This is a genomic window from Hydrogenophaga sedimenti, from assembly GCF_051857515.1.
In the GTDB taxonomy this organism is placed as follows: Bacteria; Pseudomonadota; Gammaproteobacteria; order Burkholderiales; family Burkholderiaceae_C; genus Hydrogenophaga.
This window is the reverse complement of the sequence record NZ_JBPZHA010000002.1, coordinates 369,346-384,395: the sequence shown is the minus strand read 5'-3', so window position 1 is coordinate 384,395 and position 15,050 is coordinate 369,346. Positions and strand designations below refer to the sequence as shown.

Here is a 15,050-nt window from a genome sequence, read left to right as displayed (position 1 = left end):
TGGCTCCTTGTACGACCGCAACGGGTCGGGAGCGGCCGCCATCAAGCTCCGGTGAACGACTGCGCCCAGCCTTGAACAGTCCTTGGAAAACCCAGAGCAATTCAGCCCTGCCCCTTCCCCACCCTAACCGCCATCCGTGGAACCCTGATTCTTCAGTTCGGCAAACTTGGCCGCCATCGTCGGGTTGCCCCGGGTCAGCTTCTTGATCGTCACATCCTGCGCCTTGTCGTTGGCCAGGCGCAGGTTGCGGTCGGCGCCGAGCAGGGCTTCCTTGGTCTTTTGCAGGTGGTCGATCGACTTGTCGATCTCTTCAATCGCCGTCTGGAAGCGCCGGGAGGCCAGGTCGTAGTTCTTCGCGAACGCGGTCTTGAAGCCTTCCAGCTCGCTCTCGAAGTTCGTGATGTCGATGTTCTGCGCCTTGAAGAGCGCCAGTTCCGACTTGTATTTGAGCGAGTTCATGGCCGCGTTGCGCAGCAGCGTGATGATGGGCAGAAAGAACTGCGGGCGGACCACATACATCTTCGGATAGCGGTGGAACACGTCGACGATGCCGGTGTTGTAGAGCTCGCTGTCGGGTTCGAGCAGGGAGACCAGCACGGCGTATTCGCAGCCTTTCTCGGTGCGGTCTTTGTCGAGTTCCTTCAGAAAGTCTTCGTTCCGGTTTTTCGTCGCGGTGCGGTCGCCCTCGTTCTTCATCTCGAACATGATCGAGACGATTTCGGTGCCCGCTTCGTCGGCGTCGCGAAAGATGTAGTCGCCCTTGCTGCCGGTGCGCGCGTCGTTGTCTTTTTCGAAATAGGCCCGCGGAAATGCCGTTGCCCGGATGCGGTTGAATTCGGTCTCGCAGTGCTGTTCGAGGGTCTCGCCGATCATCTTGGTTGACAGGCGAGCCTTCATGTCGCGCAGGCGCTCGATGGCGTCGTCGCGGTCCTTGATCTGCGTCTCGTACTTGTCCTTGAGCGACTGCTGGGCCAGCTGCTTTTCCAGCGCAGCGCGCTCCAGACCGCCCCTCAATTCGTCGCGCTCTTTCTCGACCGCGCTGACGGCCTCGGTGATGGCGAGCCGCTGCGCGACGGCGGTGGCGTCGACCCGGGCTTTCAGTGCCTGGATCTCGGCGTCTTTGGCGGCCGCGGCTTTCTGCAGTTCGTTCACGAGCCTGGCGGCGGCCAGGTCGGCGGTGGCCTGCTGGTCGCGCCGGGATTGCTCCAGTTCGTTGGCGAGCGCGTCGCGCTGCTTTTCCACGGCGCCCAGCGCTTCGGCCACGGCGAGCCTGCGCGCCACGTCACCAGCATCGAGCTTGGCCTTCAGCGCCTGGATTTCCGCGTCCTTGGTCATGGCCGCCGTCTGCAACTCGCTGGCCACCCTGGTGGTGGCCAGCTCGACGGCGTTGCGCTTGTCCTGCTCGGCCAGCTCCAGCCGCTCGTGCAGTTGCTGCTCGAAAGCGCTGTCGCGCACCTGCTGGAGGATGTCCGCGTAACCGGCCTCGTCGATCTTGAATGCCTTGCCGCAGTGTGGGCAGATGATGTCGTGCATGCCTGTGGCTCTCCCGCCTTCGGTCTGAAAGGGCTTGCGCGTCCGGGGCCCTGCCCCTTGCCCCGCAAGCCTGGAAACCGGCCGTGGCCGGATGGAACCAATATACCCACGTCCTGGCGTGGTGGTTCCGGTCAGGGCGGCCCGCTCCGGCAGGCGTCGGCGGTGGACGTGTCCAGGTAGGGCATCAGGGTCGGCGCCAGCGAAGTCAGGATCTGCACCGGCAGTGCGGAGGTGAAGCGGTAGCCCGCCGCGTCCGGCCCGACCACATAGGCGGTCAGGGTGCCGAAGTAGCGCGGCCCGAGGTAGAACACGAAGGTGGCGGTGCGGTTGAGGGCCAGTGTGGGGCGCCCGCGCACGACCACGCGGTTGTCGCCGGTGCCGGTCTTGCCGCCGGGCGACAGGTCTTCGCTGCCGGTGTGGAAGCTGCCCGACAGTCTGCGCGCCGTGCCGCGCTCGACCACATCGGACAAGGCCTTGCGCAGCGCGCGCGCCACTTCGGGTGTCATGACGCGTTCGCCCTCGACCGGCGTCGGGCCCAGCGTGGTGGCCCAGGGCGTGTCGCTGGCCAGTTGCACGGTGTTGATGAGCCGGCTGGGCAGGCGCACGCCGCCGTTGACGATGATGCCCATCAGCTCGGCCAGCGCGGCCGGCCGATCGCCCGAGCTGCCCAGGGCCGTGGCCAGCGAAGGAACGAGGTGGCCGAAGGGGTAGCCCAGCCGGGCCCAGCGGCTGTGGATGTCGAGGAAGGCCTCGACTTCGAGCAGGGTGTAGATGCGGGTGTCCTGCGCGCTCTTGAAGCGGGTGCGGAACAGCCAGCCATAGACCGCCTGCCGCTCGTCGGCGCTGTCGGCCAGCGCCCGCGCCAGCGGCGCATCGGGGTGCTGCAGGCGGTAGCCCACCAGCCAGAGTTCCAGTGGGTGCACGCCGGCCACATAGCCCCGGTCGGGCAGATCGAGCGCGTCGGGCGCGAACCGCTTGTGCAGGCGCTCCACCCGTGTCGCGTCGGGCGCCTTGTCGCCCAGGCGTTCACGCAGGAAGGCGTCCAGCGCCGCGGGCGAGGCCTGGGGGTCCAGATAGCGGAACACCGCGGTCAGCCGTTCGGGCGTGGGACGCAGCCCTTCCAGCAGCAGCGCGCGCAGTTCCGAGGGCTTGCTCTGTTCGGTCTTGCGCCAGAAGCGGCGCAGGAAAGTCTGACCTTCGTGGTCCGCGAAGCGGGCCAGGTAGGTGTCGCGGCGCGGGTCGTTGCTGTCTTCGAGCAGGCGCGCGGTGCTGCCAGGCACCTGGTACATGGTGTGGCGCACGACTTCGCGCAGCAGCCGCACAAAAGGCAGGTTGATCGAGGCCTGCAAGGCTTCGCGCAAGGTGGGCGATCGGTGGTTGTCGTCGGCGTTGAAGTTGCTGAAGACGTGCAGGCCACCACCGGTGAAGAACCGTTCGCCGGGATCGGCCGAAAAACGGCGGTCCAGGGCGGCATTGAGCATGGCCTCCAGGCTGCGGTCGGGGCTGCTGCTCAGGTATTGCACGGCCCAGCGCGTGAGCGTGTCCTGCCGGTCGACGCTGGTCTCGCGCAGGGCACCGGGGTCCCGCGGCGACAGCCGGGTGTGCAGCTCGGTGACCAGCTCCAGATAGGTCGCCAGCACGCGCAGTTTGGCGGTGGAGCCCAGCTCGAGCTTGCTGCCTTCGTTGATGTCCAGCGGCTGGGCGGTGGTGTCGGTCTGCACCCGCACGAGATTGGCACCGTCGGTGCGCTCCAGCAGGGTGAAGCTGTACCGCACGGCGCCCAGCGAGGCAGGTTGCAGCAGCCGCTCGCCCATGAGGCCCTGCGAGCGCGCGAAGGCCGAATCGTCCAGCTGATCCAGAAAGTGGCTGACGGCGTCTTGCAGGCCGGCGTTCAGGGTGGTGTCGAGGCTGGCGTCGAGCCGGTCGAGCGCATAGAGCGAGCTGCCCAGCCAGCCGGCCAGGCGGCTGCGCACGGCGGTGGTGCCCTTGCCCGGGCTGGCGGGCCACTGCGGCGGCTGTCGCGCCATGTCGCGGAACACCAGCCGCTGACGCAGTGCGGCGTCGCGCCAGGCGGTGTCGATGATGCCCGCGCCGGCCAGCAGGCGAAGGTAGGCGTCGGTGATCTGGTCGAGGTCGTGGCGCCCCTGCGCCAGGTACCAGGACGGCCGGCGGTGGGCCACCATGAGGGCGACCACCTGGCGCAGCACCTGGGCGCGTTCGGCCTGGCCGACTCCGGCGCCCGGGTCAGCGGACGAGAGCAGCTGGCGGGCGCGCTCGAAGTCGGTGCCGAACCACACCCACAGACCGTCGCCCAGTCCGTGCACCTCGCCGTAGCGGGGCGCGGCCGACAGCGGCACCGTGTTCAGGTAGTCGAGCAGGATCTGGCGCCGCACCGGCAACGTGTCCGCGCCCTTGCGGTAGGCACGCACGGCGGCCGACGCCATCTGGCGCAGCTTTTCGCGGCCGTTGTGGGTCAGGCCATCGGGCGAGTGGCGGTACTTTTCAATCTGGGTGGCCAGGGTGCTGCCACCGGGCGTGTCGAAGGCGGGGTCGAAATGGCTGCCGAGCTGCCCGAGCACGGCGCGGCCAAAGCGCACCCAGTCCACGGCGGGGTTCATCTGCGGCCGCCCGGCATCGAGCAGGTCGCGGTTCTCGATGAACAGCAAGGCCTGCGCGACCAGGGGCGGCACCTGTTCGTAGCGTTCGAAGCTGCGGTAGGGGTAGCGGAAGTGGTAGACCGGCCAGCGGTGGCAGTCGAGCACGGTCAGGCCGGCCCGGCTTTTTTCGGCATAAGGTGCGTACAGGCCCCGGTCCAGATGGGTCAGCAAAGCCGGGCTCTGTCGCACCTGCTCGGTGATGGCGAAGCCGCGCGGTTCGAGCTTGGCCACAAAGGCCGGGATGTCGGTGTACCCCAGCCGCTGGTCGAACGGCCCCTGGGCGGGAAACCGCACGCTGTCGCTGGCCCCGGCGGCGCTGTGGTAACCCAGCTCGCTGGCGTATTCGCTCAACAGCCGGGCCTGCCAGCGCGAGGTGTGCACCTCGTCCAGCAGCAGCCAGACCACGCCCGCCGCCAGCAAGGCCAGCGCCAGCAGACCGCCAAGCCACCAGCGCCTGCTCAGGCGGCGTCCTGCGCCAGGCGCCGGGCCTGGAGCGCGGGAGACCGGATGACCGCCATCCCCGCCGGGTTCTTCTGGTTTGGAAAGTTCCATGTGCTGTACGGAGCCCACTATGCAACATCAGACCCGACACCAGTGTGACGAAAACCATGATGGCACATTCAGTTACGCCGGGTGCATCTGCAGTTCACGGCCCCACCGGATAATTCACGCCCATGTCTTTGCGTCATTCGCGCCACCTGATCGTCAGCCTGGCGTTCATTGCCCCGGCCCCGCTGCTGCTGACCGCCCCCGCGGCCAGCGCCGCCACGTTCGACCTGCCCCCGATCGACCGCATCGTCCACTACCAGCCCAAGCTGCCGCTGCAGGTTTTCACGGCCGATGGTGTGGAGCTGGCGCAGTTCGGTGCCGAACGGCGCGAATACGTGCCGCTGTCGAAGACCCCAAAGCTGATGCAGGACGCGCTGCTGGCGGTCGAGGATGCGCGTTTCCGCGAACACTCCGGCGTCGACCCCAAGGGCATGGCGCGCGCCGCCCTGGCCCTGATCACCGGTGGACGCAAGCAGGGTGCCAGCACCATCACCCAGCAGCTGGTGCGCACCATGCTGCTCACGCGCGAGCGGACCTTCGAGCGCAAGGCCAAGGAGATCATGCTGGCCTTCAAGGTCGAGGAGGCGTTGTCCAAGGACCGCATCCTGGAGATCTACCTCAACGAGATCTTCCTGGGCCAGCGCGCCTACGGCTTCGCCGCCGCCGCGCAGACCTACTTCGGCAAGTCCATGGACCAGCTCTCCATCGCCGAGACCGCGATGCTCGCCGGCCTGCCGCAGAACCCCTATTACGCCAATCCGGTCGCGAACCTGGAGCGCGCCACCGCGCGCCAGCGCATCGTGCTTGAACGCATGCGCACCGTGGGGGTGATCAACGACGCCCAGCTGGCCGCCGCGCGCGCCGAGAAGCTGGTGATCCGCCCACCCGGTCAGCGCGACGTCGAGGCGGCGCACGTGGCCGAGATGGCGCGCCGCGCCGTGGTCGATCGCTTCGGCGAAGGCGCCTATTCGCGCGGCATCCGGGTGATGACTTCGCTGCGCGCCGCCGACCAGCGCGCGGCCTATGCCGCGGTGCAGCGCGGCGTGCTGGCGCAGGACCGGCGCGGCCCCTGGCGCGGTCCCGAAGGTTTCGGGGATCTGCCGGACGACGGTGCGGAACTGGAACGCGCCGCGGCCGAAGTCCTCAAGGACCACCAGGACGACGATCTGCTGCGGGTCGGCGTGGTGCTCGCCGCCAGCGCCAAGGAAGTGCGGGTGCAGCTGGCCAGCGGCGAGCAGGCCCGCATCACCGGTGACGGCCTGCGCTGGGCATCGCCCGGGCTGTCGGCCAAGGCCGACAACACGCTGAAGATCCGCCGCGGCTCGGTGCTGCGGCTGGTCCAGGACGGCAAGAACTGGTCCATCAGCCAGTGGCCCGAAGCCGAAGCCGCGCTGGTGTCGCTGGACACGCACACCGGCCGCGTGCGCGCGCTGGTCGGTGGCTTCGACTTCACGCACCAGCCGTTCAACCACGTGACCCAGGGCTGGCGCCAGCCCGGCTCGACCATCAAGCCGCTGCTGTATTCGGCAGCGCTGGAAGAGCGGGTCATGCCCTCGACCCTGGTCGACGAATCGCCGTTCACCGCCGCCAATGGCTGGTCACCGGGCAACGCCGGTCCCAGCGCCGGCGGTCCCATCACCTTGCGGGAGGGTCTGGCGAAGTCCAACAACCTGGTGAGCGTGCGCGTGCTGCAGCACACCGGCACCGCCAAGGCGCGCGACTGGCTTGGCCGCTTCGGCCTGGACGTCGCCAAACAACCCGACAACCTCACGCTGGCGCTCGGCACCGGCCAGGTGACACCGCTGCAGATGGCGCGCGCCTACGCCACGCTGGCCAACGGCGGCTGGTCGCTGGAGCCGGTGGTGATCGAGAAGATCACCGACGCGCAGGGCAAGGTGCTGTTCGAAGCCCCGCCCACCACGCCGCTGAACGAAGACAACCGTGCCATCCCGGCCCGCAACGCCTACGTCATGGGCAGCCTGCTCAACGACGTGACGCGCGTCGGCACCGCCGCCAAGGCGCAGGCGCGCCTCAAGCGCACCGACATCTACGGCAAGACCGGCACCACCAACGACGTGCTCGACGCCTGGTTCGCGGGCTACCAGCCCGGCGTGGCTGCCGTGGTGTGGATGGGGTATGACAAGCCGCGCAGCCTCGGCGACCAGGAATCGGGTGGCCGCCTGGCGCTGCCGATCTGGAACGACTACATGGCCGCCGCGCTCAAGGGCGTGCCGGTTGCGGCGCCGGGTGAGGCGCCTGCCGGACTGACCCGCGCCAAGGACGACTGGCTATATGCCGAGTGGGCCAACGGCGGGGCGGTCGAATCGATCACCGACGGCGCCGGCTCCGCGCTGGCCGGCCCGCCCACGATCCTCGACGCGATCAAGGACCTGTTCAAGTAGGCAGGCGCGGCGGACGCCGCCGCGTCTGCTTCAGCCGCCGCAGATGCGGGCCTTGGCCTCGGCGTACTCGCGCTTGAGGCGGGCCACCAGGTCGGCCGCCGGCATCACTTCGCGGATGGCACCGATGCCCTGGCCGCAGCCCCAGATGTCCTTCCACGCCTTGGCCGCGTTGGCGCCCTCGCCGGTGCTGAAGTTCATCTTGCTCGGGTCGCTCTCGGGCAGGTGGTCCGGGTCCATGCCGGCGTTCCTGATGCTGCCCTTGAGGTAGTTGCCGTGGATGCCGGTGTAGAAGTTGCTGTAGACAATGTCGTCCGAGTTGCTCTCGGTGATCATCTGCTTGTAGCCGTCGACCGCACGCGCTTCATCCGTGGCGATGAAGGCCGAGCCCATGTAGGCGAAGTCGGCACCCATGGCCTGCGCCGCCAGGATGGCGCCGCCCGAGGCGATGGCGCCCGACAGCGCCACCGGGCCGTCGAACCACTCGCGGATTTCCTGCACCATGGCGAACGGGCTCTTGACGCTGGCGTGGCCGCCGGCGCCGGCCGCCACCGGGATCAGGCCGTCGGCGCCCTTCTCGATCGCCTTGTGCGCGAACACGTTGTTGATCACGTCGTGCAGCACCACGCCGCCCCAGCCGTGCACCGCCTGGTTCACGTCTTCGCGCGCGCCCAGGCTGGTGATGATGATCGGCACCTTGTACTTGGCGCACAGCTGCAGGTCGTGCTCCAGCCGGTCGTTGCTCTTGTGCACGATCTGGTTGATCGCGAACGGCGCGGCCTTGTTGTCGGGGTTCGCGGCGTCGTGCGCCGCCAGTGCTTCGGTGATTTCGGCCAGCCAGTCTTCCAGCTGCGCGGCCGGGCGCGCGTTGAGCGCGGGCATGGAGCCCACCACGCCGGCCTTGCACTGGGCAATGACCAGCTTGGGGTTGCTGATGATGAACAGCGGCGAACCGATCACCGGGAACGGCAGGTTCTGCAGCACCGGGGGCAGGTAGCGTTGGCGTTGGGTCATGTCGTCTCCTGTATGTTTTTCAGAACGCTTCGGCGGGCAGCGCCGTCACGGCCTCGGCACCTTCCACGATCGCATCGCGCACGCCCGGCGCGCGGCTGAGCAGGTGGTCGGCGTAGAAGCGGGCGGTGGTGATCTTGGCGTGCATGAAGGGCGCATCCTGTCCCTTGGCGGACAGGTCTTCGGCCACCAGCAGCGCGCGCGCCAGCTGCCAGCCCGCCATCAGGTTGCCGGCCAGCATCAGGTAGGGCACGCTGCCCGCGAAGGCCGCGTTGGGGTTGCTGCGGGTGTTCGCGGCGATGAAGTCCACCACGTCCACAAAGGCCAGGCGCGCGGCCGTCAGGCGCTTGGCCACGGCCAGCGCGTTGGCGCTGCCACGGGCCTTCAGTTCGGCTTCGGTCTTTTCGATCTGCGCGGCAATCGCCTTGGCGGAAGTGCCGCCGTCGCGCGAGGTCTTGCGGCCCACCAGATCGTTGGCCTGGATCGCGGTGGTGCCTTCGTAGATGGTCAGGATCTTGGCGTCGCGGTAGTACTGCGCCGCGCCGGTTTCTTCGATGAAGCCCATGCCGCCGTGCACCTGCACGCCCAGCGAAGTGACCTCCAGGCTCATCTCGGTGCTGTAGCCCTTGACCAGCGGCACCAGGAATTCGTAGAACGTGGCGTTCTGCTTGCGCACTTCGGCGTCGGGGTGGTGGTGGGCCGCGTCATACGCAGCGGCGGCCACGCTGGCCATGGCACGGCAGCCTTCGGTGGCAGCGCGCATGGTCATGAGCATGCGCTTGACGTCGGCGTGGTGAATGATGGGCGCGGCGGTGGTGAAGCTACCGTCCACCGGACGGCTCTGCACACGGTCCTTGGCGTACTGCACGGCCTTCTGGTACGCGCGCTCGGACACCGCGATGCCCTGCACGCCCACGGCGTAGCGCGCGGCGTTCATCATGATGAACATGTATTCGAGGCCGCGGTTCTCTTCGCCGACGAGGTAGCCCACGGCACCGCCATGGTCGCCGTACTGCAGCACCGCGGTGGGCGAGGCCTTGATGCCCATCTTGTGTTCGATGGAGACGCAGTGCACGTCGTTGCGCGCGCCCAGCGAGCCGTCGGCGTTCACCATGAACTTGGGCACCACGAACAGGCTGATGCCCTTCACGCCTTCCGGCGCGCCGGTCACGCGGGCCAGCACGAGGTGCACGATGTTCTGTGCCATGTCGTGCTCACCGTAGGTGATGAAGATCTTGGTGCCGAAAACCTTGTAGGAGCCATCGGGCTGCGGCTCGGCGCGGCTGCGCACGGCGGCCAGGTCGGAACCGGCCTGCGGCTCGGTCAGGTTCATGGTGCCGGTCCATTCGCCGCTGACCAGCTTTTCGAGGTACACGTCCTTGAGCTGGTCGCTGCCGGCGGTGATCAGCGCTTCGATGGCTCCGTCGGTCAGCAGCGGGCACAGCGCAAAGCTCATGTTGGCGCTGTTGAGGATTTCGCCGCAGGCCGCGCCGATGGTCTTGGGCAGGCCCTGGCCGCCGAAGTCCACCGGGTGCTGCAGGCCCTGCCAGCCACCTTCGGCGTACTGCTTGAAGGCTTCCTTGAAACCGGGCGTGGTGGTCACGGTGCCGTCCTTGAAGAACGACGGGTTCTTGTCGCCCTCGAAGTTCAGCGGCGCGATCACGCCTTCGTTGAGCTTGGCGCACTCCTCCAGCACAGCCTGCGCGGTTTCCAGACCGGCGTCTTCGAAGCCGGGCAAAGCGGCAACCTGGTCGATGCGCGCCAGGTGCTCGATGTTGAACAGCATGTCCTTGAGTGGTGCGGTGTAGCTCATGGTGTCTCCTGAATCACCCCCGCGCCGCCTTGCGGCGTCACCCCCTCAAGGGGGCGCAGCCAGAGGCCCGGCCAAGCCGGTTCCTCGGCTGCTGCTGGAGGGGGGTCGGCTCCAGCGCTGTCGTGGGGTGGGGATTTACAGCTTCGAGACCAGTTCCGGCACGGCCGTGAACAGGTCGGCTTCCAGGCCGTAGTCGGCGACCGAGAAGATCGGCGCCTCGGGGTCCTTGTTGATCGCCACGATCACCTTGGAGTCCTTCATGCCAGCCAGATGCTGGATCGCGCCCGAGATGCCGGCGGCGATGTACAGCTGCGGCGCCACGATCTTGCCGGTCTGTCCGACCTGCAGGTCGTTGGGTGCGTAGCCCGCGTCCACGGCCGCACGGCTGGCGCCGATGGCCGCGCCCAGCTTGTCGGCCAGCGGCGTCATCACTTCGTTGAACTTCTCGCTGCTGCCCAGCGCACGGCCACCGCTGACGATGATCTTGGCCGCCGTCAGTTCGGGACGGTCGTTCTTGGCGATTTCGCTGCCCAGGTAAGCGCTCTTGCCGTTGCCGGCTGCAGCGGCCACGGTTTCCACGGCGGCCGATCCGCCCTGACCTGCGGCGTCGAAGCCGGTGGCGCGCACGGTGATGACCTTGGTGGCGTCGCTGCTCTGCACGGTGGCAATCGCGTTGCCGGCGTAGATCGGGCGCTCGAAGGTGTCGGCGCTGATGACCTTGCTGATTTCGCTGATCTGGGCGACGTCCAGCTTGGCGGCCACGCGCGGGGACACGTTCTTGCCGCCTGCGGTGGCGGGGAACAGGATGTGGCTGTAGTTGCCGGCGATGGCCAGCACCTGGGCAGCAATGTTCTCGGCCAGGCCGTGGGCGAAGCCTTCGGCGTCGGCGTGGATCACCTTGGAAACGCCGGCGATCTGCGCGGCTTGTGCAGCGGCGGCGCCGGCGTTGTGGCCGGCCACCAGCACGTGCACCTCACCACCGCAAGCGGCGGCGGCAGTGACGGTGTTGAAGGTCGCGCCCTTAATGGAGGCGTTGTCGTGTTCGGCAATGACGAGTGCGGTCATGTTGTTTCTTCCTCAGATCACTTTGGCTTCGTTCTTGAGCTTGTCCACCAGGGCAGCCACGTCGGGCACCTTGATGCCGGCACCGCGCTTGGCGGGTTCGGCCACCTTGATCGTCTTCAGGCGCGGCGTCACATCGACACCCAGGTCGGCGGGTTTGACGTTCTCCAGCGGCTTCTTCTTGGCCTTCATGATGTTGGGCAGCGTCACGTAGCGCGGCTCGTTCAGGCGCAGGTCGGTGGTGACCACGGCGGGCAGCGTGATTTCCAGCGTCTCCAGGCCGCCGTCGATTTCGCGGGTGACCTTGGCCTTGCCGTCGGCGATCTCGACCTTGCTGGCAAACGTCGCTTGCGGCAGGTCGGCCAGCGCAGCCAGCATCTGGCCGGTCTGGTTGGCGTCGTCGTCGATCGCCTGCTTGCCCAGGATGATCAGGCCGGGTTGCTCCTTGTCCACCAGAGCCTTGAGCAGCTTGGCCACGGCCAGCGGCTGCAACTCGACATCGGTTTCCACCAGGATGGCGCGGTCGGCGCCGATGGCCATCGCGGTGCGCAGGGTTTCCTGGCACTGGGCCACGCCGCAGGAGACGGCGATCACTTCGGTGACCACGCCCTTTTCCTTGAGTCGCACGGCTTCTTCCACCGCGATCTCGTCAAACGGGTTCATGCTCATCTTGACGTTGGCGATGTCCACGCCAGTGCCGTCGCTCTTGACGCGCACCTTGACGTTGTAGTCCACCACGCGTTTGACGGGGACGATGACCTTCATGTTCGGTTGCTCCTGATGAATGGGAAAGGCGGGTTGAAACGGGTGCCCGAGTTGACGTGCACGTCAATTCGGATTGTAGGCGTGCGGCAAGCACCGCGACATTCATGGACATACCTTTGCTGCATGGCCACAAAATAGAACGATCGTGCTTTTTTCGATTATAGAGGAAGAGTGCGCATGATCGCCAATGCCCCTTGACCCGTCTGCCGCCCCGACGACAAAGCAAGGGAATTCCCTGAAAACCAACCGGTCGGTCGGCTAATCCGGGTAAGTCAGTAGAAGCCCCCCTTGGGTATTCGCCTATAGTGAAATCAAGCCTTGTGCTTATATTGAATAACCAAATACATCCTCCCGGAGACACTGCATGAAATTCCGTCTGGCCAGCGCGGCCATCCTGGCTTCCTCACTGTTTGTCGGCGCCGGTGCCTCCGCGCAGACGGTGTTTTCCGCGTCGTCCTGGGTGGCGCCGACCCACCCGCTGAGCGTGTCGCAGAAGCAGTGGTGCGATGCCCTGGAGAAGGAAAGCGCCGGCCGGATGAAGTGCAACATCCTGCCGAAGATGGTGTCGGCGCCTCCCGGCACCTTCGATGCCGTGCGCGATGGCCTGGCCGACATCTCGTTCACCGTTGACGGCTACACCCCGGGCCGGTTCGTCAACACGCAGGTCGCCGAGTTCCCCTTCCTGGGTGACAACGCGATCGCCACCTCGGTGGCCTACCAGCACATCTACAGCAAGTATTTCGCACCGCTGGGCGAACACAAGGGCGTGAAGGTGCTGGGCGTGTTCACGCATGGCCCCGGCATCATTTTCAACAGCAAGAAGCCGGTGACGCACGCGTCCGACGCCGCCTCGCTGAAATGGCGCATCGGTGGCGGCAACATCAACGAGCTGACCAAGCTGCTGGGCTGGAACACAACCCTCAAGCCCGCCACGGAAGCGTTCGAACTGCTCTCCACCGGCGTGATGGACGGCACCCTGTTCCCCGACGAGTCGGTCAGCGCATTCAAGCTGTCCATGATCAAACACGCCACCACCTTCCCCGGTGGCCTCTACAACACCAGCTTCGTCTTCATGATGAACCCGGCCAAGTACGACGCCCTGTCGGCGCAGGACAAGGCCGTGGTCGACAAGCTGTCGGGCGAGTACGTGGCGCGGACCTACGGCGTCAACTGGGAGCGGGCCGACGACGCTTCCGTCAATGGCGCCCAGAAGGCCCAGGGCGTGGCCCGCATCCAGGCCAGCGAGGCCTTCGTCAACGAGGTCAAGGCCAAGCAGGCCGCCCTGGAAGACAAGTGGGTCGCGGCCGCCGAGGCCAAGGGCCTGAAGAACGCCCGCGGCGTGCTGGCCGAGTTCCGCGCCGAGATCGCCAAGATCAAGTAAGGCCAGCGCCAGCCAAGCGCGATCTGATCACCGGCGGGACTGTTCCAGCGGCCCCGCCGGTTTCTTTTTTCCTGCTCCCACCACCATGTTCCAGACCTTCGAAAAACTGTTGCGCTGGTCCACCGGCCTGATCTCGGCCATGGCGCTGTTCACCATCATGTGGCTCACGCTGATCGATGTCACCGGCCGCAAATTCTTCGACCACTCCGTGCCCGGCGGGCTGGAACTGACCGAGGTCCTCATGGTGGTGGTGATCTTCGGCGCCCTGCCCCTGGTGTCCTGGCGCGGCGAACATGTGGTGTTCGACTCGCTCGACCATCTGATTCCCGACTGGATCAAGGGCATCCAGGACCGGCTGGTCGAGCTGGTGAGCGCCACGACCTTCGGCGGCCTGGCCTGGCTGCTGGTGCTGCGCGCCCAGCGGTTTGCCGAATACGGCGACACCACCGTCTACCTCCAGTTTTCCATTGCCCCGGTGGCCTGGCTGATGGCCGGCCTCCTCTTCATCACTGCCATGGTCCACCTGCTGTTCGTGTTCTTCCCACCCCGCCGCGCCGGTGACGACCAGGGAGGCGCCGTATGACCGAAGCCGCCCTCGGCTTTGCGGCCGTTTTTCTGCTGGCGCTGCTGCGTGTTCCGCTGGCGGTGTCGATGTCTCTGGTCGGGCTCGCCGGCCTGGGACTGCTGCGCGGCTGGCACGCCGCCTTTGCCAGCACCAGCCAGGTCGTGTTCGAAACCGGCTTCCAGTACGTGCTGTCGGTGATTCCGCTGTTCGTGCTAATGGGCAATTTCGTGGCCCGCGCAGGCATGGCGCGCGAACTCTTCTCGGCCGCCAACACCTTCGTCGGCCACAAGCGGGGTGGCCTGGCCATGGCCAGCATCATTGCCTCGGGCGGCTTCGGCGCGATCTGCGGCTCGTCGATCGCCACGGCCGCCACGATGACGCGCGTGGCCTACCCGGAGATGAAGGCCCACGGCTACAAGGACTCGCTGGCCGCGGGATCGATCGGCGCCGGCGGCACGCTGGGCATCATGATCCCGCCCTCGACCATCATGGTGATCTACGGGATCATCACCGAGACCGACATCGGCAAGTTGTTCATCGCCGGCATCCTGCCCGGCATCGTCGCCATCGTCTGCCTCTGCCTGGCCGTGGTGTTCGTCACCTGGCGTGACCCGGCCGCCGGCCCTCCCGCCGAGCGCGCCTGCTGGTCCCAGCGCTGGACGGCGATCCGCGGTGTGTGGGGCGTGGTGCTGCTGTTCGCGCTGGTGATCGGCGGCATCTATGGCGGCGTGTTCACCGCCACCGAGGGCGCGGGTGTTGGCGCGGCGGGCGCCTTCATGTTCGCCCTGTTCCGCGGCTCGCTCACACCGCGGGCGCTGATGGACATCCTGGTCGAAAGCGCGCGCACCACGGCGATGCTGTTCACCATCCTGATCGCGGCCATGATCTTCAGCAACTTCGTGAACTTCACGTCGATGCCGGGCGATCTGCGCGACTTCATCCTGCAGTTCAGCCCGCACCCCATCATGGTGGTGATCATGATGATGGTGATCTACATCATCCTGGGTCTGGCCATGGAAGAGCTGTCCATGGTGCTGCTGACCATCCCGGTGTTCTACCCGGTGATCACGGCCCTGGGCTTCGACCCCGTGTGGTTCGGCATCCTGATCGTGACCATCGTGGAGATCGGCATGATCTCGCCACCGGTGGGCATGAACCTGTTCGTGATCAACAGCCTGCTGCCGGATGTCAAGCTCAACACCATCTTCCGCGGCGTCTGGCCCTTCGTGGCCGCCGACGTGGTGCGGCTGTGCATCCTGATCGCCTTCCCGATGATCTCGCTGTGGCTGCCCGGCCTCATGAAATGAAGGAGTGC

General features: G+C 66.9%; 10 protein-coding genes. 4 read left to right on the top strand and 6 right to left on the bottom strand.

Annotation, left to right across the window (positions count from 1 at the left end; genetic code table 11):
* Positions 1-123: 123 nt before the first annotated feature.
* Together ACS5NL_RS04470 and ACS5NL_RS04465 are read right to left on the bottom strand one after the other, a co-directional pair.
* Positions 124-1,533 (bottom strand): DUF2130 domain-containing protein, encoded by a 1,410-nt coding sequence (locus ACS5NL_RS04470; RefSeq protein WP_439352439.1) that lies wholly within the window; start codon positions 1,531-1,533, stop codon positions 124-126.
* A 131-nt stretch (positions 1,534-1,664) separates the two neighbouring features.
* Positions 1,665-4,742, bottom strand: a complete 3,078-nt coding sequence (locus ACS5NL_RS04465; RefSeq protein WP_439352438.1) for a transglycosylase domain-containing protein — start codon at positions 4,740-4,742, stop codon at positions 1,665-1,667.
* 122 nt (positions 4,743-4,864) lie between these two features.
* Between ACS5NL_RS04465 and ACS5NL_RS04460 the strand changes: the two genes are divergently transcribed.
* The gene (locus tag ACS5NL_RS04460) at positions 4,865-7,141 is read left to right on the top strand and encodes a penicillin-binding protein 1A (protein WP_439352437.1); all 2,277 of its coding nucleotides are present in this window, start codon (positions 4,865-4,867) and stop codon (positions 7,139-7,141) included.
* 30 nt (positions 7,142-7,171) lie between these two features.
* Here ACS5NL_RS04460 and ACS5NL_RS04455 read toward each other — a convergent pair whose 3' ends face one another.
* The 4 genes from ACS5NL_RS04455 to ACS5NL_RS04440 all read right to left on the bottom strand — a co-directional run bounded on the left by ACS5NL_RS04455 (position 7,172) and on the right by ACS5NL_RS04440 (position 11,789).
* Positions 7,172-8,152, bottom strand: coding sequence for an NAD(P)H-dependent flavin oxidoreductase (locus ACS5NL_RS04455; protein ID WP_439352436.1), 981 nt, complete (start codon positions 8,150-8,152; stop codon positions 7,172-7,174).
* A gap of 19 nt (positions 8,153-8,171) precedes the next feature.
* Positions 8,172-9,962 (bottom strand): acyl-CoA dehydrogenase, encoded by a 1,791-nt coding sequence (locus ACS5NL_RS04450; protein WP_439352435.1) that lies wholly within the window; start codon positions 9,960-9,962, stop codon positions 8,172-8,174.
* 135 nt (positions 9,963-10,097) lie between these two features.
* The gene (locus tag ACS5NL_RS04445) at positions 10,098-11,027 is read right to left on the bottom strand and encodes an electron transfer flavoprotein subunit alpha/FixB family protein (RefSeq protein ID WP_439352434.1); all 930 of its coding nucleotides are present in this window, start codon (positions 11,025-11,027) and stop codon (positions 10,098-10,100) included.
* Between the two features lie 12 nt (positions 11,028-11,039).
* Entirely contained in the window at positions 11,040-11,789 is a 750-nt protein-coding gene (locus tag ACS5NL_RS04440; protein WP_439352433.1) for an electron transfer flavoprotein subunit beta/FixA family protein, read from the bottom strand.
* 364 nt (positions 11,790-12,153) lie between these two features.
* On the opposite strand from ACS5NL_RS04440, the gene ACS5NL_RS04435 reads away from it, so the two are divergent.
* The 3 genes from ACS5NL_RS04435 to ACS5NL_RS04425 all read left to right on the top strand — a co-directional run bounded on the left by ACS5NL_RS04435 (position 12,154) and on the right by ACS5NL_RS04425 (position 15,042).
* The gene (locus tag ACS5NL_RS04435; protein ID WP_439352432.1) at positions 12,154-13,170 is read left to right on the top strand and encodes a TRAP transporter substrate-binding protein; all 1,017 of its coding nucleotides are present in this window, start codon (positions 12,154-12,156) and stop codon (positions 13,168-13,170) included.
* Between the two features lie 85 nt (positions 13,171-13,255).
* Positions 13,256-13,753 carry a TRAP transporter small permease gene (locus tag ACS5NL_RS04430; protein ID WP_439352431.1) on the top strand — a complete coding sequence of 166 codons (498 nt, stop codon included), beginning with the start codon at positions 13,256-13,258 and terminating at the stop codon, positions 13,751-13,753.
* A complete protein-coding gene (locus ACS5NL_RS04425; RefSeq protein WP_439352430.1) occupies positions 13,750-15,042 on the top strand; it encodes a TRAP transporter large permease in 1,293 nt (430 codons plus the stop codon). The genes ACS5NL_RS04430 and ACS5NL_RS04425 overlap by 4 nt, the downstream gene beginning before the upstream one ends.
* Positions 15,043-15,050 lie beyond the last annotated feature (8 nt).